The sequence below is a fragment of the Martinezella dioscoreae genome (assembly GCF_009176305.1).
GTDB classification, from domain to species: domain Bacteria; phylum Pseudomonadota; class Alphaproteobacteria; order Rhizobiales; family Rhizobiaceae; genus Rhizobium; species Rhizobium dioscoreae.
Map to the genome: position 1 here is coordinate 109430 of NZ_BLAJ01000002.1, position 19979 is coordinate 129408.

At 59.1% G+C, this 19979-nt stretch carries 20 protein-coding genes; 17 read left to right on the forward strand and 3 right to left on the reverse strand.

Features of this window, described 5'->3' with window-relative positions:
• The first annotated feature begins 40 nt into the window (after nt 1-40).
• The 4 genes from GDN47_RS07020 (at nt 41) to GDN47_RS07035 (ending at nt 3120) form a co-directional block, all read left to right on the forward strand.
• The gene (locus GDN47_RS07020; RefSeq protein WP_113329155.1) at nt 41-703 is read left to right on the forward strand and encodes an amino acid ABC transporter permease; all 663 of its coding nucleotides are present in this window, start codon (nt 41-43) and stop codon (nt 701-703) included.
• Nucleotides 704-709: 6 nt separating this feature from the next.
• A complete protein-coding gene (locus tag GDN47_RS07025; protein WP_113329156.1) occupies nt 710-1369 on the forward strand; it encodes an amino acid ABC transporter permease in 660 nt (219 codons plus the stop codon).
• A 13-nt stretch (nt 1370-1382) separates the two neighbouring features.
• On the forward strand, nt 1383-2153 hold the full coding sequence (locus GDN47_RS07030) for an amino acid ABC transporter ATP-binding protein (RefSeq protein ID WP_152092903.1): 771 nt from the start codon (nt 1383-1385) through the stop codon (nt 2151-2153).
• Nucleotides 2154-2316: 163 nt separating this feature from the next.
• Complete coding sequence (locus GDN47_RS07035) at nt 2317-3120, forward strand: IclR family transcriptional regulator (RefSeq protein WP_145319946.1); 804 nt, start codon at nt 2317-2319, stop codon at nt 3118-3120.
• 107 nt (nt 3121-3227) lie between these two features.
• Here the strand turns inward: GDN47_RS07035 and GDN47_RS07040 are convergent, their stop codons facing one another.
• Both GDN47_RS07040 and GDN47_RS07045 read right to left on the reverse strand, forming a co-directional pair.
• Nucleotides 3228-3617 (reverse strand): nuclear transport factor 2 family protein, encoded by a 390-nt coding sequence (locus GDN47_RS07040; RefSeq protein WP_113351014.1) that lies wholly within the window; start codon nt 3615-3617, stop codon nt 3228-3230.
• A gap of 24 nt (nt 3618-3641) precedes the next feature.
• Nucleotides 3642-4394 carry an SDR family NAD(P)-dependent oxidoreductase gene (locus GDN47_RS07045; protein WP_152092904.1) on the reverse strand — a complete coding sequence of 251 codons (753 nt, stop codon included), beginning with the start codon at nt 4392-4394 and terminating at the stop codon, nt 3642-3644.
• A 105-nt stretch (nt 4395-4499) separates the two neighbouring features.
• Here GDN47_RS07045 and GDN47_RS07050 point away from each other — a divergent pair, with 105 nt between their 5' ends.
• The 10 genes from GDN47_RS07050 (at nt 4500) to GDN47_RS07095 (ending at nt 15547) form a co-directional block, all read left to right on the forward strand.
• Nucleotides 4500-5399, forward strand: coding sequence for a LysR substrate-binding domain-containing protein (locus tag GDN47_RS07050; RefSeq protein ID WP_210386759.1), 900 nt, complete (start codon nt 4500-4502; stop codon nt 5397-5399).
• Between the two features lie 920 nt (nt 5400-6319).
• A complete protein-coding gene (locus GDN47_RS07055; protein ID WP_113351012.1) occupies nt 6320-7183 on the forward strand; it encodes a DMT family transporter in 864 nt (287 codons plus the stop codon).
• A gap of 410 nt (nt 7184-7593) precedes the next feature.
• A complete protein-coding gene (locus tag GDN47_RS07060; RefSeq protein WP_233789792.1) occupies nt 7594-8394 on the forward strand; it encodes a class I SAM-dependent methyltransferase in 801 nt (266 codons plus the stop codon).
• A gap of 92 nt (nt 8395-8486) precedes the next feature.
• Nucleotides 8487-9512, forward strand: coding sequence for a prephenate dehydratase domain-containing protein (locus GDN47_RS07065; RefSeq protein WP_152092907.1), 1026 nt, complete (start codon nt 8487-8489; stop codon nt 9510-9512).
• The gene (locus GDN47_RS07070) at nt 9509-10936 is read left to right on the forward strand and encodes an FAD-binding oxidoreductase (protein ID WP_152092908.1); all 1428 of its coding nucleotides are present in this window, start codon (nt 9509-9511) and stop codon (nt 10934-10936) included. Before GDN47_RS07065 ends, GDN47_RS07070 begins: the two co-directional genes overlap by 4 nt.
• Nucleotides 10937-10971: 35 nt before the next feature.
• The gene (locus tag GDN47_RS07075) at nt 10972-12192 is read left to right on the forward strand and encodes an alpha-hydroxy acid oxidase (RefSeq protein WP_152092909.1); all 1221 of its coding nucleotides are present in this window, start codon (nt 10972-10974) and stop codon (nt 12190-12192) included.
• Between the two features lie 38 nt (nt 12193-12230).
• On the forward strand, nt 12231-13211 hold the full coding sequence (locus GDN47_RS07080) for an ABC transporter substrate-binding protein (RefSeq protein ID WP_197044203.1): 981 nt from the start codon (nt 12231-12233) through the stop codon (nt 13209-13211).
• A complete protein-coding gene (locus GDN47_RS07085) occupies nt 13208-14140 on the forward strand; it encodes an ABC transporter permease (RefSeq protein WP_152092910.1) in 933 nt (310 codons plus the stop codon). Before GDN47_RS07080 ends, GDN47_RS07085 begins: the two co-directional genes overlap by 4 nt.
• Nucleotides 14140-14937: an ABC transporter ATP-binding protein gene (locus tag GDN47_RS07090; RefSeq protein ID WP_162746304.1), complete on the forward strand. Its 798-nt coding sequence runs from the start codon at nt 14140-14142 to the stop codon at nt 14935-14937. The genes GDN47_RS07085 and GDN47_RS07090 overlap by 1 nt, the downstream gene beginning before the upstream one ends.
• A gap of 121 nt (nt 14938-15058) precedes the next feature.
• Nucleotides 15059-15547 carry a MarR family winged helix-turn-helix transcriptional regulator gene (locus GDN47_RS07095; RefSeq protein WP_233789794.1) on the forward strand — a complete coding sequence of 163 codons (489 nt, stop codon included), beginning with the start codon at nt 15059-15061 and terminating at the stop codon, nt 15545-15547.
• A gap of 206 nt (nt 15548-15753) precedes the next feature.
• Here GDN47_RS07095 and GDN47_RS07100 read toward each other — a convergent pair whose 3' ends face one another.
• Entirely contained in the window at nt 15754-16653 is a 900-nt protein-coding gene (locus tag GDN47_RS07100; protein ID WP_145319924.1) for an AraC family transcriptional regulator, read from the reverse strand.
• Nucleotides 16654-16827: 174 nt separating this feature from the next.
• Here GDN47_RS07100 and GDN47_RS07105 point away from each other — a divergent pair, with 174 nt between their 5' ends.
• The 3 genes from GDN47_RS07105 (at nt 16828) to GDN47_RS07115 (ending at nt 19976) form a co-directional block, all read left to right on the forward strand.
• On the forward strand, nt 16828-17787 hold the full coding sequence (locus GDN47_RS07105; protein ID WP_152092911.1) for an aldo/keto reductase: 960 nt from the start codon (nt 16828-16830) through the stop codon (nt 17785-17787).
• Nucleotides 17788-18091: 304 nt separating this feature from the next.
• Nucleotides 18092-18397 (forward strand): hypothetical protein, encoded by a 306-nt coding sequence (locus GDN47_RS07110; protein ID WP_069610414.1) that lies wholly within the window; start codon nt 18092-18094, stop codon nt 18395-18397.
• 544 nt (nt 18398-18941) lie between these two features.
• Nucleotides 18942-19976, forward strand: coding sequence for a LacI family DNA-binding transcriptional regulator (locus GDN47_RS07115; RefSeq protein ID WP_152092912.1), 1035 nt, complete (start codon nt 18942-18944; stop codon nt 19974-19976).
• The last annotated feature ends 3 nt before the right edge of the window (nt 19977-19979 follow it).

The window sequence follows — 19979 nt, forward strand, 5'->3', positions numbered from 1 at the left end:
GACATCTCCCGCTCCGCCAGTCTGAAAGGGGCGGCCCGACATGGGTTACACGCTGAATTTTGCCGCCGTCTGGCGCAATTTTGATTTTCTTATGAGCGGTCTGGCGCTCAGCCTCGGCCTGGCGATCATATCGATTCTGATTGGCGCCTTAATCGGCCTGATCCTCGCCTTCGCGCTGACATCGAAAAACCGCGCAGCCATGATCCCGGCGCAGGTCTATGTGACCGTGATCCGAAACCTGCCGATCCTGGTGCTGGTGCTGTTCGCCTTCTTCGCCTTGCCGCAGATGGGCTTTCGGCTGGACAAGATCAAAAGCTTCGTCCTGGTCCTTTCCATCTATTCTGGCGCCTATCTTGCTGAAGTGTTTCGCGCAGGATTGCTGTCGATCCCGAAAGGTCTTTCAGAGGCGGGTCTGGCAATCGGCCTGACGCCAATGCAGATTCGCGGATCGATCATCGCTCCGCTGATGCTGCGAAACGTGCTTCCGTCGCTGTCTTCGACCATCATTTCGCTGTTCAAGGATACCTCGCTTGCAGCCGCCATTGCTGTGCCGGAGCTGACATTCGCTGCCCGCAAGATCAACGTCGAGAGCTTTCGCGTCATCGAAACCTGGATGGTCACATCAGCTATTTACGTAGCAACCTGCTTCCTCATCGCCGCGCTGATGCGTTTCGTCGAGCGCAGGCTGGCTTTGCCGAGGTAATACCGGATGTCTCATAGTTTTCTCGAACAACTCTGGATCGCCCGCTACGTCATCATCAACGGGCTCGGCGTGACGGTATCGATTTCCCTTCTTGCCATTCTTGCCGGTTCCATCGTCGGTGTCTTCGTTGGCCTCGCGCTCGTCTACGGCGGAGCCATTCTGCGCCTTTTGATCCGGGCCTATACCGACATCATCCGTGGTACGCCCGTACTGGTTCTCGTGCTGGCAAGCTATTACGTCTCTTCCGCAGTAGGTCTTGATTTGGGGCCTTTTTCCGCAGGCGTTCTTGCCCTGGCGATCTTCTGTTCATCGCATGTCGGCGAGATCGTGCGCGGCGCGCTGCAGGCCATTCCGAAAGGTCAGACGGAGGCGGCCAAGGCGATCGGCCTCACCTTCACCCAGACCTTCACTTCGGTCCTGTGGCCGCAAGCGATGCGCCAGTGCCTGCCGGCTTGGGTGAATACGGCAGCCGAGATGGTCAAGGCATCGACATTGCTTTCCGTCATCGGCGTCGCCGAACTGCTGCTGCGCACGCAGGAGATCATCTCCCGCAATTTCATGAGCCTCCAGTTCTATTTCCTGGCTGGCGGCCTCTATTTCATCGTCAACTTCGCTATCGAGCGCTTCGGCAAATATGTCGAGCACAAGACCGCACTGCCGTCCTGAGGAGATCGGACCGATGGGCAAGACAATTCTAGACATTCAGGGCCTGCGCAAGACCTATGGCCAGCACGAGGTTCTCAAGGGCGTCGACTGCACGGTGGAGGAAGGCGAGGTCATTTCCATCATCGGTTCGTCGGGTTCCGGCAAGACGACGATGTTACGCTGCATCAACATGCTGGAGGAATTCCAGGCGGGCAAGATCAGCCTCGATGGCGAGGAGATCGGCTATCACGCCGACGGCGGCACCCGCCGCCGCAAGAGCGAGAAGGAGATTGCCCGCCAGCGCGCACTCACTGGCATGGCCTTCCAGCAATTCAATCTCTTTCCGCACATGACCGCCGCCGAGAACGTGATGCTCGGCCTCGTCAAGGTGAAGAAGATGTCGAAGCCGGATGCACGCGTCGTCGCGGAAAAATGGCTCGAGCGCGTGGGCCTTGCTGCCCGCGCCAATTATTATCCGGGCCAGCTCTCGGGTGGCCAGCAGCAGCGCGTTGCGATTGCCCGAGCGATTGCCATGGCGCCTCGGCTGATGCTGTTCGACGAAGTGACGTCGGCCCTCGACCCGGAACTGGTTGGCGAAGTTCTTCAAGTCATCAAGGGGCTTGCCGCCGACGGCATGACGATGCTGCTGGTCACCCATGAAATGCGCTTTGCCTATGAGGTCTCCTCGCGCGTCATCTTCATGAACCAGGGCGTCATCTGCGAAGAAGGCGATCCGAAGGACATGTTCGCGCGTCCGAAGACGGAGCGGCTTGCCGAATTCCTCAAGACCTCGAGTTTCAATTGAGAGGAAACAACAGCTCGGCGCAAGCGTTGCGTCATCGCACGCTCGGATGCTATCGCAGCGTCTTGCTGAGATCTGACGGCACCAACGCCGTATAGCCGGCACCATGTGCTGATGCGTCGCAGCATGCCGGTTGTGGCTGGTATGGGAATATTCGGAGAGAAGCATGGCCGAGACTGCAAACGACATTGTATCCCGACGCATGCGGGGCCTGGATCGCGCCTTCGAGATTCTTGAGTTTCTGCGGGTAAAACGCCAGCCCATGCGTCCGAACGAGATCGCCACGGAGATCGGCGCGCCGCGCTCTTCCATTTACGAACTCGTCAATCTCCTGCTCGGCCATGGCATGCTCGACTATCAGGGCGGCGACGGCCGGGTCTTTCTCGGCCGCCGTCTCTATTTTCTCGGCACCGCCTATGCCGAACAATTCGACTTGATGCGCGAATGCGGCCGCATGCTAGGCGTGCTGGCGGAGGAGACTCGCGAGACAGCGCAAATGTGCCTGCTGGAAGGCAATAAATATACGGTCGCCATGATGCGGGAAGGCATCCGCCCCTTTCGCATATCCTCGAATGTGGGCGAGCTCGTCGCCATTCCGTGGACCGCCTCGGGGCGCCTGCTTGTAGCCCATCTTTCGGACCGGGAAATCCTGGATTTCATTCCGCCTGAAGATTTCGTTCTTCCGAATGGAAGGCGGCTGGAACCCGCCGATTTCATCGCTCAAGTGCGTCAAGCCGCCGAAGATGGATACTTCACCTTCAATAGCGAAGTGGAAAATTTTACCCATTGCTTCGCCGTACCTATCCATCAAGCCGACGGCGCCTGCATCGCGACACTCTGCCTGGTAACGCCGCGCGAGGATGGCTTGCGCAACCGCACCGCCTATCTCGACAGCCTCTTGAAAGCCGCTCACGAGATCTCCGAAAAGCTCGGCTTCCGGTCGCCGAAAGGCCGCTTCTTCGGATCCTGAACCTAGCAAGTTTTTTCACGAAAGTGGCAAATCTCCGCACGCCGTGGGATCCGAACCGGCGCCCATTGAATCGAGTACGGCGATCGTTCCTTGTGCATTGAGACCCCTCAGGCCCCGATAGGTGGGCTGGTCGGATCTGGATTCCCATCGAAGAAAAGATAGATCGCTGCGATCTTGCCGTCCTTGGCAATGATGAAGTCCGTACCTGCATATGCAGGTTCTTCGCCGGGCGCACCGGCCACCCATTGCACCCGCCCGGCCTGATCATGGAGAACGTCCGCTGCGGCGATTGTCGTGTATGCAAATGTCGGATGCATGGCGCGGATGGCTCCGGCAATGCGGACGATCTCGTCGCGGCCGCGGTAGATCCCGTGCGGTTCGATGAATATCGCGTCTTCGTGAAGGATTTCCTCCGCCACTTTCCGGCGAAGGACGTCGTCGCCCTCCCCAAAGATGCCCTGCAGATTCCGATCGAGCAGCGTTGCGATGTCTGCCATGGTCATTCTCCCTGATATGGCGGCTTAGATCTGGACGTGGCCACCATCGACGAAGAGTTCGACGCCATTGATGAAGCTGGCATCGTCGGAGGCCAGGAACAGCACGGCCTTGGCGATCTCTTCCGGTTGCCCGACGCGGCCGGCAGGAATGAGGCTCGCAAGATAATTCTTCGTGTTCTCCGCGCTTTCACCGTTGCCGAAAAGTTCGTTGAGACCGGCCGTATCGGTCACGCCAGGACTAACTGCATTGACGCGAATACGGCGATCCTTGAGATCGAGGATCCAGTTACGGGCGAAGTTGCGCACGGCAGCCTTGGTTGCCGAGTAGACGCTGAAGGCAGGCGTGCCGGAAATGCTCGTCGTCGACGAAGTGAGAACGATCGAGCCACCATCACGCAGGAGCGGGAGCGCCTTTTGAACGGTGAACAAGGTGCCCTTGACGTTGGTATCGAATGTCTTCTGGTAGTGTTCTTCGGTAATCGCCCCGAGAGGTAACATCTCGCCGCTCCCGGCATTCGCGAAAACCACATCGATATGCGAGTGCTTCTGTTGAACTGCGTCGTACAGACGGTCGATATCGACGAGCTTGCTCATGTCGGCCTGTACGCCCGTGACACGGCCACCGATCTTTTGGAGGGCGGCATCGAGTGCTTCCTTGCGGCGGCCGGTGATGAACACGGAGGCACCTTCCATCGAGAAAGCCTTTGCCGTTGCAAGACCAATACCGCTCGTGCCACCCGTTACGATCACGACTTTGTTTTCGAATTTCTTACTCACTATCATGCTCCTTTGTTGCGGCATTGCCGTTGAATTGAACATGCCAGCGGAACGATGCTGCAAACAGCCAGCAAATTTGATACTCATCGTTCCAAATGGAGAACGATGATGAGATCTGATTTGAATGATCTGATCTATTTTGCCGAGGTCGTCGCCCACGGCGGGTTCGCAGCCGCGGGGCGCGCTTTGCGCGAGCCGAAGTCGAAGCTTAGCCGACGGATAGCGGGGCTCGAGGAAAGGCTCGGCGTGCGACTGATCGAACGGTCAAGCCGTCGCTTTCGGGTGACCGATGTAGGTCAATCCTTCTACGAGCGCTGCAAGGCAATGCTGGCGGAAGCCGAGCGTGCAGAGGCGCTCGTTGCAGAGGCAAAATCAGAGCCGCATGGTCTGATCCGAATGAGTTGCCCGACAGGGTTGGTCGAACCGATCTCTCCCCTCCTAATGCAATTCCTGGCGCAGCATCCAAAAGTGCAGCTGCAACTCATCGCGATCGACCGTCCGGTCGATCTTATAGACGAGCGGATCGACGTCGCATTGCGCGTCCGAACGTCGTTGGACGGCGATGCCTCCTTGACGATGCGCTCGCTAGGCAACTCGATCCGTATCCTGGTCGCAAGCCCGCAACTTGCCGGCCGCATTGCAGACATAGAAGCTTTGGCGAGCGAACCTACCCTCTCGACCACGGATGATCAGGGCGAAGTGAACTGGTTTCTCGAGACGGACGATGGCCGAAGCCATACGCTCAGGCACGAGCCGAGAATGGGCTGTGCGGACTTTACGGCCGTGAGGGCAGCCGCACTTGCGGGTCTGGGCGTCGCTCTTCTCCCCGATCACACATGCAGACAGGCGCTGGAAGAAGGGAAGCTCGTACGGGTCCTTCCCGCCTGGCATGGCATAAAGGGCCTTGTCCACCTCGTATTCACCACGCGCCGTGGTCTTCCTCCGGCCGTTCGCAGGTTCATCGACTGCCTGGCGGCAGGCTTTCCCAGGAATGCGCTTGTCTGATGATCTGCCCGATTGGATCATAGGTCTCCCGAAAGCGGCGTTGCGAGCGCCTCCGGAGCATGCTGGATAACGACGTATGCCATATCCAGGCAATGCAAAGGTCCGCCGACCACAAACCAGGACAGAGACTGGAAACGACTATCATCTCTTCCAAGTCGAAGATCTTGCCGGCAAGCAGATCGATTGTGGCTCCGGCTGGCGGCGGACCCGTTCCCTAAAACCTGAGACCGGGGCAGTTTGCCAATCTATCGCTCACCAAGTGAAGAGAGGACGGGAAGAGCCATAGGAACCCGGTGCCGACCCGCTTGGAGCTAGCTGATTATCTCGTTCAACCCTCTCCGCCCATCGCCGACGTTCGGCCGCTTTGTCTTTGTCGCGATCTGTCGATCTGCTCGCGGTTACCGACCTGGATTGGCCGCCGGTTCCGCCGACCGTCGAGCAGGAAGCAAAGAAAACGGCGGGAACAATAATCAGAATGCCTAAGGCAACCGTCCTTGTGAACGCTTTATCGATCGGCTGCATAGACATCCCTAATGCTCTCTTTGACCATTTTCGATAACGGAGATGTTATTCGATTTCGCACCACGTGGAAACAAAAGGCTATTCGGATTTCCGTGTGATCAACAATGACTGGTGCCCGAACCCGCGTCGCGCTCGCCGCCCTGTTGTTCCCCGCCTGTCACAAGCTATATCGCAGCCTCAGGCCGAAAGTGAAAATTACTGAATCTCACCTTCGAAGCCCGAGATTTCCGATAATCGCCGTTTGCCATCGTGGACGCAGGAGCCGCAGCGGCGACGCGAACGCGAATTAAATAATAATTGCATTTTGCAACTAAATAACCGACATTATGCCTATGCCTGCGTATTCCACGAGGCGAGTCGACTGCCTGGATTACCATTTAGCCACAAAGGATGTGAGGATGACCGCAGCCCTCTTTCTCGCGACCGTGCTTTTCTGGGGTTCGGGCGCGATTGTGACATCTCTCCAGGCAGGCGCTTCTGCTCCCGAGCTGTCGGTAGCGATCCGCATGTTCCTTGTTGGATTGAGCATGCTCGGATTTTCGATCGCCACCGGCAAACCGATCACGATAGCCCGCAGCGATCGTCTTTGGGTGATGATGCAAGGCATATTGTTTTTCGGGCTTGCATTTATCGCCTTTTATAAGGCGACCAAGGGTATCCCGAGCGGGATTGCTGCCCTGGTGCTATCGAGTTCCTCGCTGTTTGCCGCCATCGCCAGCCGTTTACTGCTGAATCTCCGGATCAGCCGCCGCGCGACGATTGGCATAGTTTTTGGTCTCCTGGGTCTTGGCATCGTCGCCGCCCCACAGATCTTCGCATTGCATCTCGACCCGCAGACCGTGACTGGTTTCATCTGGGCAGGCGTTGCGGCGATGGCGACAGGTGCGGGGACCGCAATTGCTGCGCGCAACCAGCGGCGCGGCTTGCCGATCCCGGTGCTCATGGGTTGGGGAGCATTGTGCGGATGCGGTTTCGGCGTCGCCTGGGCGGTCGTTGTCGGCACGTCTCTCACGATACCTGTCACCGTCGGCTATCTGGCGCAACTCGCCTATCTGGCAATTATTGCCTCCTGCGTCACGTTTCTTATGTATTTTACGCTCATCGAGAAGGTCGGCCCCGCACGGGCGGCCTATGCGCTGACCGTTGTTCCGATTGTCGCCATAACCATCTCGGTCATCTTCGAAGGCCTGCACATCGATACCCGTCTTGCCTTCGGCGGCGCGACGATCCTTCTTGGCAATATACTGGTGCTCAATGCTTGAGGCGCAACAATCAATCACCGGTTCTGCAATCGGCATCCTATCCGTGTTCGCCCGCAGTCCCGGCGATTGAAGTACTTCCGGCGAGACTTAATACTCCTGGCAATTTGTGAAGGGCTGGTGTGTTGCGGTCACAGCTTGAGAGCTGTTTAACGACCGATCCGATAATCGGAAGATGCGGATACCCATCAAGAACATCCCTCAGATCGGCTATTGGCTCCGCTAAAGTTGCCTCCAATAAGATCGATTGCACAAAGCTTATGCATGTCTAAATTACTTGCAAATAGCAATTGATTTCCTATCAAATCTATGTTGTAGTTTTAATCATAAGAGGTAAATCGCATCGCGATTGCCCGCAAAACGAGAATCTAGGGAGATGTCCGAACCGCAACAATTTTGGAAGGCATATGTTCATGTATATGTCCTCGACACCGATTGAATCTGACATCGTCTTCTCCGGCCGCCGCTCGGCGACCTACCGCGATGCACTTCATCTCTTTCCCGATGCCTGGCTTGACGATGTCGCTGCCATGCGCCGCTTCCTGCAGCCGATCTACGGCCGGCACGTCTTAGAGATCGGCGCCGGCAACGGTCATTTCAGCCGGGCGATTGCCGAAGATGTCGGCCCTGCCGGCTTATTGGTCGCGACCGATCCGTCCACCGAACAACTTGAGGATCTAGAAGTCGAAAGCGGCGGCCGGATCAGGGTCTTCGGTCAGGCTGCGCACATGCTCGACCTGCCGATCCGCGATTTTGACATGGCCTGGTCGCGCGGCGCCGTGCACCATATTTCCGACAAGACCGCTGCCTGGAAGGCGATAGCAGCCCACATGCGGCCCGGCGGCAAGCTGGTGATTGCTGACATCTTCGCCGGAACGCGGCTTGCCGCCTATTTCGACGATTTCATCGCACAAAGCTGCTGTACCGGCCACGAAGTCTCTTTCCTTTCGCGGGAATTTGCAACGAGCCTGTGCGCTCTGACCGGATGGGACAAGCCTCAATTTACCGATGTCACCACCCGCTGGCGCTTCGACACCAAGGCAAGTCTCGGACATTTCCTGCGATTGCTGTTCTCGGCAACCGAGATCTTCACCGACGACGACTGCCTTGTTGCAGCGGAACGCCATCTTGACATCGTTTCCGACGGCAACGGCATCGCCCTGCTTTGGCCGATGACAGTGATGGAAACGACAAAGCTGCCGACCGCGAATTAATCATGGATGAACGATGACAGGCGCTTGACGCGGGACCGGACAAATCCGCCCGCAACGTGACCTGGCGTGCACAATTCCTTCGGAGATCGTCTATGACATCGACCGCCGCAAACCGTGGAGCCACGGCCCCTCCCGCCGGAGCCCCTTTCGATGCCAGTTCATTGGTTCCGGGCGCCAGGAAACTCGGCTCGGAGACCACAGTCCATAAAGTCGGCTATAATGGTCGGCCCGGCGCATTTGCAGATGTCGCCTGCAGGATGGCGTTCCCGTCCGCGGATCGCATCGCCATGCCGAGCTTGGAGACCACGATCGCCAGCACCGTCCGCGGTGAAGTCGACCGGATCCTCCTGCCATGCGAAAACAGCCTGGTTGGACGCGTGCCGGATGTGCACAGAATCGTGCCCGACAGTGGTTTGCATATCGTCGGCGAGCATTTTCAACGCGTCGAACATTGCCTCATGGCACCGCCAGGCGCATCACTTGCAAGCATCAGACGCGTGCGTTCGCATCCAGTGGCGCTTGGCCAGGTCAGCCGGCTTATCGCAGCGCTCGATCTTGAGGCTATCGCCGCTCCGACGACATCCCACGCCGCCGAGCTGGTGGCCTCTTGCGAGGATCCGAGCGAAGCAGCAATTGCCTCGGATCTTGCAGCCGACCTCTACGGATTGGATATCCTCAAACGCAATGTCGAAGACGATCCGCATAATACGACGCGGTTCTACGTGCTGTCCGCCGAACCTCAGGCGATCGAGCAAAAAACACAGCTTCTGACGACGATTGTGTTCCGCACACAGAACCGGCCGGGCTGCCTCTACCACGCCATTGCCGGATTTGCCGAAAACGCCATAAACATGACCAAGATCGAAAGCTACCTCGTCGGCGGACAATTCGTGCCGTCCCGCTTCCTCTGCGAGTTCGAAGGTGATCCGGCTGCACCGGAGGTGGCCGATGCGCTCGATACTCTCGCCCGCCATGCTCGCGAGCTTGTCGTGCTCGGTACGTTTCCGATGGCGAGCCGCCATCTGCGCAACCGCAGTGAGGAAAATCTCCCGTCATGGGGGACCAAGCCTCCGGCCGCCTTTCGATGGTCCGATAGCCAGCAGGAGGCCGGAGGATGACGACCGCGGTGAAGCACTACGGGCGCCACGGCGATCTGGTCGAGGCGGCAATCGCGAAACTGAAGCTGCATTTTGGCGATCGGCTGACAACGGCTACGGCTGTGCGTGATCAACATGGCCATGACGTGAGCTGGCATCCCTCCTATCCGCCGGACGCGGTCGTTTTCCCTGATACGGCAGATGAGGTATCGCGTATCGTGGCGACCTGCCACGCCTTCGACGTGCCGGTGATCCCGTTTGGAACCGGCACCTCCTGCGAGGGACATGTTGCCGCCCTCATGGGCGGAATATGTATCGATCTCTCCCGGCTGGACCGGATTTTGACGATTCGACCGGACGACATGACAGCGACGGTCGAGGCAGGCGTAACCCGCAAACGCCTCAACGCCGAATTGCGCGACACCGGACTGTTCTTTCCCGTCGATCCCGGCGCTGACGCCTCACTTGGGGGGATGGCCTCGACGCGCGCCTCCGGTACGAATGCCATGCGGTATGGCACGATGAAAGACAACGTCATTTCGCTTGGTGTCGTTCTGCCCAATGGTGATCGGATCCGCACCGCGAGCCATGCTCGCAAATCGGCTGCGGGCTACGATCTGACACGTCTCTGGGTGGGATCGGAAGGCACGCTCGGCATCGTGACCGACGTCACCGTCAAGCTGCATCCAATTCCAGACCATGTCGTTGCGATTTCGGCGAGTTTCTCCACACTGGAACAGGCCGTCGGCTTCGTGCTTGTCGCGACCAGGCTCACAGACACCTTGGCACGCATCGAACTGCTGGATGAACTGCAGGTCGAGGCCGTCAATCGTTATTCAAAACTCTCCTTGCCGGTCGAGCCAACGCTTTTTATCGAACTGCATGGTAGCCGCGGAGCGGTCGAGGCGGCCTTGCCGTTCATCGAGGAGGAGGCACATGCCGCCGGTGCCAGTCGGTTTGATACCGCCGTATCGGCGGAAGCCAGAGGCAGGCTGTGGCAAGCGCGCCATGATATCTGGTGGGCCAATCTTGCGCTCCGCCCGGGCGCAAGCGCCCTTCCCACGGATAGCTGCGTGCCGGTATCGCGGCTTGTCGAGGCCATACTTGCCGCCAAGGATGACGTGCGGGATCTTGGCCTTGTCGCACCGATCTGCGGCCATGTGGGAGACGGCAATTTCCATCTTTGCGTCCTTTTCGATCCCGCCGATCCCGATGAGTGTCAGCGCGTCGAGGCACTGACCAAACGTCTCGCGGACCGCGCCATCACCCTTCAGGGAACATCGACGGGCGAACACGGGATAGGCCACGGCAAAATAGCAGCGCTTGTCGCGGAGCATGGTCCAGCCATCCGGGTCATGGCCGCAATCAAACGCGCCATCGATCCTCACAACATCATGAATCCAGGCAAGATCTTCAATCTCGCCGAGGCACCGCCTTTCAATTGAGCGAGATACATAAACCAGGGAGGTAATGAGAATTTATGTCCAATCCGCATGGCCCGGCATCGATCGCCGATTTCAGAAACGCCGCAAGGCGCGCATTGCCGAAAATGGTCTTTGACTTCTTCGACGGAGGCGCCGGCTCGGAACTCACGCTGTGCGAAAACCGGGCAGCGTTGGATCGGATTCGTCTCGTCGGCTCTGCACCCGTCGATGTTGGCCACCGCTCGGCGGCCATCTCGCTCTTCGGCGAGCCTCTCTCAATGCCAGTCATCATCGGACCGACCGGGCTGGCAGGCGCGGCATGGCCTGCGGGCGACCAGGCGTTGGCCCGGGCTGCCGCGCGAGCGGGAATCCCCTTTGTCATGAGCTCAGCGGCCAGCGCGACCATGGAAGCAGTGGCAGCCGCCGGCGAAGGCAGGAAGTGGTTTCAGCTCTACCTGTTCCGAGACCGCGAGGTGAGCCTCAGGCTGCTGAAACAGGCCGAAGCACTGGGCTTCGAAGCAATCGAGATAACAGTCGACAACGCCATTCCCGGCAGACGGTTGCGCGATGCCCGCAATGGCTTTTCGCTGCCGTTCCGCTGGACACCCAGGAAGCTCCTGAGCCTTGCGGCTCATCCTGGATGGGCCTTGCGGATGGCCAAGGCCGGCGCTCCGCGTCTGGAAGTCATGGAAGCCGAGTTCGATCTCAAATCCGCGGGAACGATTGCTGAGGTGATGGAACAGCAGCTCGACCCAACCGTGTCCTGGGACGACATCGCCTTCATACGGGATCGCTGGAAGGGACCGCTGATCCTCAAGGGATTGCTCAATCCGAGGCAGGGCAGCCGGGCAACCGAGCTCGGGCTTGACGGTATCGTCGTCAGCAATCACGGCGGACGGCAACTCGATGGAGCCGTCGCAAGTATCGACATCCTGCCGGAATTCGTCAGCGCTGTCGGGGGCAAGCTCGCAATCCTGATCGACAGCGGCTTTCGCAGCGGCACCGATGTTGCCAAGGCGCTGGCACTTGGAGCAACGGCCGTGCAGATCGGACGTGCGACGCTCTATGCTCTGGCGAGTGGCGGCGAGGATGCCGCGTTCAGAGCCCTTGCCATCATCGCCGCCGAACTCGACGTCGCTCAGGCAATGATGGGTGCGCCCACCATTGCTGATCTTCGACCTTCCACGCTTCGCCTTCCCCCGATGCTATTGCGGCCCGAGCAGGTTTCCGCTCGCGAACCCATGTCTCCGCGCCCACAGTCACCATTTGCCGCCTGACCCGTCATTGCCAAAACCCTTACGAGGAGATTGCTCCGGTGAAACGCAAAACCGCTTTCGTACACGCACTGGCCCTCTCGGCCCTGCTCCTGTCTTTCTCCGCCACGGTCACCACCGCGGCAAACAAGACAGTGGCGCTAACCTATATTGTCGAGCATCCGGCCATCGACGCGGCCCGCAAAGGGATTGTCGATGCACTGGCCGATGCCGGCTTCATCGACGGCAAGACCGTCACACTCGACATTGCAAGCGCTCAAGGGAGCATGCCGACGCAGACGCAGATCGCCAAGACATTTGCCGGCAAATCGCCCGACGTGATCGTCGCCATCTCCACACCGTCGGCCCAGGCCTGCCAGGCCGCAGCCAAAGGAGCGATCCCGATCGTGTTCTCGGCCGTGACGGATCCTGTTGCCGCAAAGTTGGTCAAAAGCTTCGCTCAACCGGACGGCACGCTGACTGGAACCAGTGACAAGCAGCCTCTGAACCTGACCTTCGAATTGATCCATAAACTGACGCCGACGGCAACGAAGATCGGCGTCCTCTATAATGCCGGCGAGGCCAATTCCGTCGCGCAAGTGGCTGAGATGAAGACCGAGGCGGCGAAGATCGGTATGAGTATCGTCGAGGCGACGGCGGCTCAGTCGGCCGCGGTGCCGGACGCTGCCCGCAGTCTCGTTGGCAAGGCCGATGTAATCCTCCTGCCGACCGACAGCACGGTGGTCTCGGCCGTGGAAAGCGTGGTCAAGGTCGGCGTCGACGCGAAGATTCCGGTCTACGCCAGCGACACCAATTCAGTCGAACGGGGTGCGATGGCTGCACTCGGATTCAATTATTACAAGCTGGGACGGCTCACGGGCGAGATTGCCGCCAAGGTCCTGAACGGCGCAAAGCCGGGCGACATCCCAGTCGGAACACTGGACAGCGAGGATCTCTACCTCAATCTCGCCTCGGCCAAGAAGATGGGCGTCACTCTCTCCGAGGCGATGACACAGAGCGCAGCGAAGGTGATCGACCAATGAGCCTGATTGCCCTTTCCGGTGCCTGCGAAGCAGGCCTGCTGTTTGCCCTCGTTGCCCTTGGCGTCTATCTCTCGTTCCGAGTGCTCGATTTTCCGGATCTAACTGTCGACGGCAGTTTCCCGCTCGGTGCGTCGGTTGCAGCGTCGACGATCATGGCCGGCGTGCCGCCCATTGTTGCGACATTCCTCGGATTTGCCGCGGGCGCTTCTGCAGGCTTCGTCACAGCATTCCTGTCGGTCCGGCTGAAGATCATGAACCTGCTTGCAGGGATCCTGACCATGGTCGCATTGTTCTCGATCAATCTGCGCGTCATGGGTAAGCCGAATGTTTCGCTTTATGGGACCGATACCATCTTTTCCTGGATCGACGGGATCGCAGCGCTCGGGGTCTGGGCCAATACGGTATTGCTCCTCTGCATCGTATTGGCCGCAAAGATGTTCGTAGACTGGTTCCTTGCCACGCAAATGGGACTGGCCTTACGTGCAACCGGCGCCAGCCCGAGGATGGCCGAGGCACAGGCTGTCGATAATGGCCGCATGGTCATGCTCGGTATGGCCCTCGCTAACGGCCTCGTCGGGCTTGCCGGGGCGCTTTATGCCGAAAGCCAGGGCGTTGCCGATGTCTCAATGGGTATCGGCACGATCGTCACCGGTCTTGCCGCCGTCATTATCGGCGAAACGGTCGTCGGCGCAGGATCGGTCGCGCGAGCCACGTTCGGCTGTATCCTCGGTGCATTGATCTACCGGCTGGTCATTGCGCTGGCGCTCGACGGCGGCGTGATCGGGATCCAGGCACAGGATCTCAATCTGGTAACAGCATTGGTCGTCGCCGTCGCCGTGATGATTTCGAAAACGCGGCTGAAGAAGCTGCCCTCCATCAGGCGTAGCCGGCTGCCTGAGCCATCGAAAGCAGAAAGAGCGACCTCATGATGCTGAATCTCGACGCGATATCGGTCACCTTCAACCCGGGGACAGCTCTCGAAGTGGCTGCACTGCGTGGCGTATCGCTGGCCATCCCCAAGGGGCAGTTCGTAACGGTGATCGGCAGCAATGGTGCCGGGAAGTCGACACTCCTTTCGGCCATTGCCGGCGCTACTTCGCCCGATCGGGGCCGGATCGTCATCGACGGCGTCGACGTTACGCGGTTGCCGACCCAGGCACGGGCGCGATTTATCGGCCGCGTATTCCAGGATCCGCGCATCGGAACCTGTGAGGCTCTGACCGTTGAGGAAAATCTTGCGCTTGCTTCCGCGCGCGCCGGACGGCGCGGACTGTCCCTTGCGCTTGGTGGACGGATTGGGCGCGCGCGGTTTGAAGAACAGCTTGCCAGCCTTGGCCTCGGACTTGAAACGAAGCTTAAGGCGGGGATTGGCACCCTTTCCGGCGGCCAGCGGCAGGCGGTAAGCCTGTTGATGGCGACATTGCTGCCCATGAAACTACTTCTTCTCGACGAACATACGGCAGCGCTCGATCCTAAGGCGGCGTCGCGCATCCTGGCACTTTCGGCGGAAATTAGCGAGCGTCAGCGTCTCACCACACTGATGGTCACGCACAGTATGCGCCATGCTCTCGATTATGGCCAGCGCACCATCATGATGAGCGGGGGACGCATCGTGCTTGACGTCGCAGGGGATGAACGGGCTGGTTACGATGTGCCGGACCTGATTGCGCTGTTTGGAGCGGTAAGCGGCGGCGAAATTGCCGAAGACAGGCTGCTGCTCGCTTGACATCCGCCGCGATCATCCGCGGCTTGTTTTCGGAACTTCGCTGGAATATATCTGCAATATGCAATTAAAAAACGATAAAACCGATAATAGGGCGACGGAGGAACGCGAGGATGGTACGGCGGTGAAGCCAGCCTTTCGGCTCGATCGCTGGGTGCCCTACCGCATGTTTCTGGTGGCAAGCAGCACCGCTGAGTTGCTCGCATCCTATTACGGGCCACGATATGGCCTGTCCCAGGCGTCATGGCGAATTCTCGCCATCGCCGGCAGCCGCCCGGGGCTTTCGAGCAAGGAAATCTGCCATGCCGGAGCGCTCGATCAATTCGCAGTAAGCCGCGGCATTGCGCAATTGGTCTCGCTAGGCTTTGCCCGGCGCAATGCCGGTGCCGGTGATCGCCGATTCTCGGCGATCGAACTCACACCCGAGGGCTACAAGGTGCTCGAGGAGATCGTGTCCATCGGTCAGGCGATGGAAGCACGTATTCTCGAAAGCTTGTCGGTTCGTGAGCGCGAGGCGCTACATGCTATGCTTGATCGCATCGAAGATGCATGCGCCGGAGCTGTCGCGCGTGGCTGGCAGGCGATGGTGGCCGACATCAAATCTGGGATCTAAGCCCGAATATGGTCATCCCGATAAAAGCCCCCGAATACTCTCCATCGAAAAGCGGTTATGAAGTCCGCATGAAATCTCAGGGTCCAGCCCGAGGGGATCAGGAGCTGGATGGGCCGCGGCCTTGCTCCATAGGCACATTCGCATTCGGCCCGCATCTTCGACGGGCGCTATATTTGGACTGACCGTCAATGCCCGGAAAGCTGAATTCAAGCTACCCCTACCAAGCGCGGCGAGGCGCGCAGGCGAGCTATGTCACGCGCCGGCGGTTCTCCAAAGTGGCGCCGATATTCGCGAGTGAACTGCGACGGGCTTTCGTAACCCACGCGGAAGGCGGCGGTCGTGACGTCGATGTCCTGGACCAGCATCAGGCTGCGCGCGTCCTGGAGCCTTAGCTGCTTCTGGAATTGCAGCGGCGTCATCGCCGTCACGGCGCGAAAATGCTCGTGCAGGCTCGACGGACTCATGCCGACTTCCGCAGCAAGCCGCTCGATGCTGAACCGTTCCCGGAAGTTCTGCCCGATCCACGCAATGGCGCGGCCAACTTGCGCCACCCGCCCCTGGCTCGAGGTGATCTGGCGCATCCTGGCACCATCCGGGCCGGCGAGCAGGCGATAGAGAATTTCCTGCTCGGTCAACGGCCCGAGTACGGGCAATGCTGCCGGTTCGTCGAGCAGAAGCAGCAGGCGCAGCACCGCATCGAGCAGATTGGCGCCGGCGTCGGACACCGTCTTGCCTGTGGGCCGAGCGGGCGCTCCCGGCGGTGGCGGCACATGCAACGCCAGCTGCCCCAGCATAACTGGATCGAAATCAAGGAACAGGCAGAGATAGGGCCTGTCAGGCGTCGCCTCGACCACCTGGCCCGTTGCCGGCAGATCGTAAGTCACAATCCCATAGCGGCCCGGCGCATATCTGAACACGCGGTCACCCAGAGTAACCTCTTTTTGCCCCTGTGCGACAAGGCACAGTTGCGGCCGATATACGTTCGGCATCGGCATCGTCACCGTGGAGGATCGAGCAAGCGTCATCCGTTCGATGGGGGTGGCGTGGAAGCCATCCTTCGAGGCGTGCCGGGCAATTACTGCAGAGATTTTGGTCAGTGTTTCCATGAGCCTGACCATTGCATGCGAGCAGGAGGGCAGCAAGGCGAAACCGTGCGGCTTCTGGAGGATTGGGCAGTAATTCCGGCGCATAAGGCTAACGGCTCGGCGTCGCTACACATCATAGTGTCCGCAGCACCTGGGTCGCAGCGAACCAGGCTGCAGAACAAGGACGGAGCAAACATGACGATGGATTATCTGAAAGCCCCCACGGTCGCATTGGGGACCTGGGCGTGGGGCGACAGCGGCGAGACCGGCGACGGTTACTTTGGCAGCCGCCTTACTCAGGCTGGCCTCGAAGAGGTCGCGGAAAAGGCGCATGCGAGCGGATTCACCCTGTGGGATACCGCCATGGTATACGGCATGGGCCGCTCAGAAACCCTACTTGGGGAGATACTCAAACGCTACGCCCGCAGCGGCTATCAGCTCTCCACGAAGTTCACCCCGCAAGCGGCAGGGACCGGTGATGATCCGGTGGCGGACATGCTGGAGCAGAGTCTGGCGCGCCTCGGCACCGACTACATCGACCTCTACTGGATTCACAATCCAGCCGATGTGGCGCGGTGGACTCCGCACCTGATACCGCTGCTGAAGAGCGGAAAGGTCAAACATGTCGGTGTCTCGAATCACAACCTGAGCGAAATCGAGCTCGCCAACCGGATCCTCGGAGAAGCCGGGTTCCGGGTTGAAGCCATCCAGAACCACTATAGTCTCCTCTACCGCAGCTCCGAGCAAGCTGGCATCCTGGACTACTGCCGCAATCAGGGTATCCCGTTCTTCGCCTATATGGTGCTTGAACAGGGCGCCCTGACTGGCAATTACAGTCCGGAGAACCCACTGCCAAAAGGAAGCAGCCGGGCGGCTGCTTACAATGGCATGCTGCCTCAGCTAAAGGCGCTGACGGACATGCTCGTCTCGATCGGCCAGAAGCAGGATGCGGCCGCTCCCGATGTCGCGATAGCGTGGGCGATCGCCAAGGGCACAACGCCGATCATCGGCGTCACCAAATCCGATCATGTCGATAGTCTCGTCCGAGCCGGCAGCATCAGCCTCACCGGCGACGACATTGCAGAGCTGGAAGCGCTCGCTGACGCCGCGGACGTGAACACCCGCGGCTGGTGGGAAAAAGAGATGCAAGGCTGAAGCTCCGCTGTCCTAAGATCTCGGAGCCGTTCCCACCAGTACCGCAGGCAATCATCTCGTTCTGCGAGACGATCGCCTGCTTCTCCCTGATTATACAAGTGCTCCGGAATGCGTTGGCGGATCTCGCAAGTTCCGGAGCGCTGGATGCCCCAAAAGAACCCCGACGTATCGCAGTACATGCTTCCTTCCGAAATATATGCAGCCGCAAACATTTGAAACGACGGAGGATCGCCCAAAGTTTGAGTTGACCGTTTTCGATGGCGAGGCGACACTTGCAACCCAAAGCAAGGCAGGAGGAAGAGTGATGGATGAGCCAGACCGCTGGCGGCACATGGCAAGCGCTCCGAAAGACGGCAGTCGGATCCTTGTCACGATCCGCCCGTCAGAACAGGGGCCTGCAGAAGTTGACCTCGCATATTGGTCGAATGGCGATCAATTTGGTACGGAAGGCTGGCGCGCCTCCGATTCTTCACCCGGGCACATCATCGAATATGCCGAGCCGGAACTAAAATGCTGGATGCCGATGCCCTCGGCCAATCTCAATCGCACCTCAATGCCTTCACCTTGGGAAGGCGACAACGCCCAGCAACTCGACGGGTCGGGGATTTGAAAGCTTGCGCCGGCTTGTCGCGCGGATTCGGTAACAAATTTGCGTCAGCAGAAACGCGCGACATCCATCAAGGCAACGCCGATAGAAAAACGGCGGGTCCCCCGCCCGGTTCGCGGCGATCACGAAGAGCAGCCCGAAATTACCATTTGCAAGAGGATATGCATGTCAACGGCCACCGCGCCGTTCATGCGCCTCCGGCTTTACCCATTCCCGCTTCACACGCGCCAATATCAAAAGCTGACTATGCGGCTGTGGTTCGAATGTCGTCGTAACTACTCATCGGCGCAGCTTGTCGCCATTCGCATGAGCGTTGATGAAGGATCCCAACAGGGGATTTCGTATGATGCGCTCCATTCCCGCTCGGACCACTCATGCTGTAACTTGAATTTTAACGCGTAAATAATAAATTTTCGCGCGCTACCTTTTATTGCAACACAAAGCGCAAAAGAACTTGTCGGGATTTTACGTCTCTGGTTGCGCTGCTTTCCACGTATGCGCATAAGGCATTCGTAGCGACGGCAGCTGGAACAATGGTCGACTTTAGATGGAAAAATTGACGCATAAGACGATGGAGGATTTCGCGAAGTCCTGCGGTGTCTCCCGCCCTACCCTTTCCAAGTATTTCGACGATCCGACCAGTGTAAAACCGGCAACCCGCGCGCTGATCGAGGCGGCGCTTCGTTCGTCGGATTATCAGCCTAATCTTTATGCGCGGAACCTCAATCGCAAGAGAACCCGCAATATCGGCATCCTGGTTCCCGCCCTTACCGATCCCTTCTATGCAGAAATGGTCAATCGCCTGGAATTGCGCCTGCGCAACGAGGGTTACTGGCCGATCGTGTTCTCGTCGCACGGCTTACCCGAACTGGAAGGCGAAGCGGTCAACACAATGCTGTCCTTGAAGGTAGCCGGTGCGCTTGTCGCACCATTGGGGAAGAAATCCGATCCGCGCACCTTTGAAAAACTCGCGCAGAACCTGCCCATCGTCTATTTCGACACTTATATCGAAGGAAATACGCCCTTCATCGGCAACGACAATTACCAGAGCGTCGCAACGATCGTGGAATATCTTTGCCGATCCGGAGAGGCGCCGGCCTATCTCGACATTCCGCATGTCAATCACAACTCACCCGAAAGGCTGGCGAGCTATATCGCCACCATGGAAGCCGCAGGCTGCGAGCCGCTGGTCATCAGCACCAGTGTTACTTACACCTGGGAGTTCGAACGCATCGGATACGAGCAGATGGATGGCCTGCTCCGCGCAAAGTCTCTTCCGCGCAAAACCATCCTTTGCGCGAATGATCGCCTCGCCTTCGGCGTGATGGCAGCCGCCTTCGCGCACGGGCTGAAAATCGGGCGCAAAAAGGGCGACAATCTGCGCATCGCGGCCCATGACGACCATCCCTTGAGCCGCTATACCTGCCCGCCGCTGACGACGATGGCTCAGGACTTCGCCGCGATGACGGCAAGCAGCGTCAGCACGCTTCTGATGCTGCTTGGAGATACGGACGTGCCCACCCAGTCGATCGCGCGCAAGGTCAGCCTGGATGGAACGCTGGTCATGCGGCAGTCGGCCTAAGGC

Bases quoted from the DNA above. Each gene is read 5' to 3' on its own strand.
- GDN47_RS07035 (WP_145319946.1), top strand. From the start codon at position 2,317: ATGGCCGAGACTGCAAACGACATTGTATCCCGACGCATGCGGGGCCTG.
- GDN47_RS07020 (WP_113329155.1), top strand. From the start codon at position 41: ATGGGTTACACGCTGAATTTTGCCGCCGTCTGGCGCAATTTTGATTTT.
- GDN47_RS07060 (WP_233789792.1), top strand. From the start codon at position 7,594: ATGTATATGTCCTCGACACCGATTGAATCTGACATCGTCTTCTCCGGC.
- GDN47_RS07025 (WP_113329156.1), top strand. From the start codon at position 710: ATGTCTCATAGTTTTCTCGAACAACTCTGGATCGCCCGCTACGTCATC.
- GDN47_RS07085 (WP_152092910.1), top strand. From the start codon at position 13,208: ATGAGCCTGATTGCCCTTTCCGGTGCCTGCGAAGCAGGCCTGCTGTTT.
- GDN47_RS07050 (WP_210386759.1), top strand. From the start codon at position 4,500: ATGATGAGATCTGATTTGAATGATCTGATCTATTTTGCCGAGGTCGTC.
- GDN47_RS07090 (WP_162746304.1), top strand. From the start codon at position 14,140: ATGCTGAATCTCGACGCGATATCGGTCACCTTCAACCCGGGGACAGCT.
- GDN47_RS07065 (WP_152092907.1), top strand. From the start codon at position 8,487: ATGACATCGACCGCCGCAAACCGTGGAGCCACGGCCCCTCCCGCCGGA.
- GDN47_RS07070 (WP_152092908.1), top strand. From the start codon at position 9,509: ATGACGACCGCGGTGAAGCACTACGGGCGCCACGGCGATCTGGTCGAG.
- GDN47_RS07100 (WP_145319924.1), bottom strand. From the start codon at position 16,653: ATGGAAACACTGACCAAAATCTCTGCAGTAATTGCCCGGCACGCCTCG.
- GDN47_RS07115 (WP_152092912.1), top strand. From the start codon at position 18,942: ATGGAAAAATTGACGCATAAGACGATGGAGGATTTCGCGAAGTCCTGC.
- GDN47_RS07030 (WP_152092903.1), top strand. From the start codon at position 1,383: ATGGGCAAGACAATTCTAGACATTCAGGGCCTGCGCAAGACCTATGGC.
- GDN47_RS07055 (WP_113351012.1), top strand. From the start codon at position 6,320: ATGACCGCAGCCCTCTTTCTCGCGACCGTGCTTTTCTGGGGTTCGGGC.
- GDN47_RS07040 (WP_113351014.1), bottom strand. From the start codon at position 3,617: ATGGCAGACATCGCAACGCTGCTCGATCGGAATCTGCAGGGCATCTTT.
- GDN47_RS07105 (WP_152092911.1), top strand. From the start codon at position 16,828: ATGACGATGGATTATCTGAAAGCCCCCACGGTCGCATTGGGGACCTGG.
- GDN47_RS07075 (WP_152092909.1), top strand. From the start codon at position 10,972: ATGTCCAATCCGCATGGCCCGGCATCGATCGCCGATTTCAGAAACGCC.
- GDN47_RS07110 (WP_069610414.1), top strand. From the start codon at position 18,092: ATGGATGAGCCAGACCGCTGGCGGCACATGGCAAGCGCTCCGAAAGAC.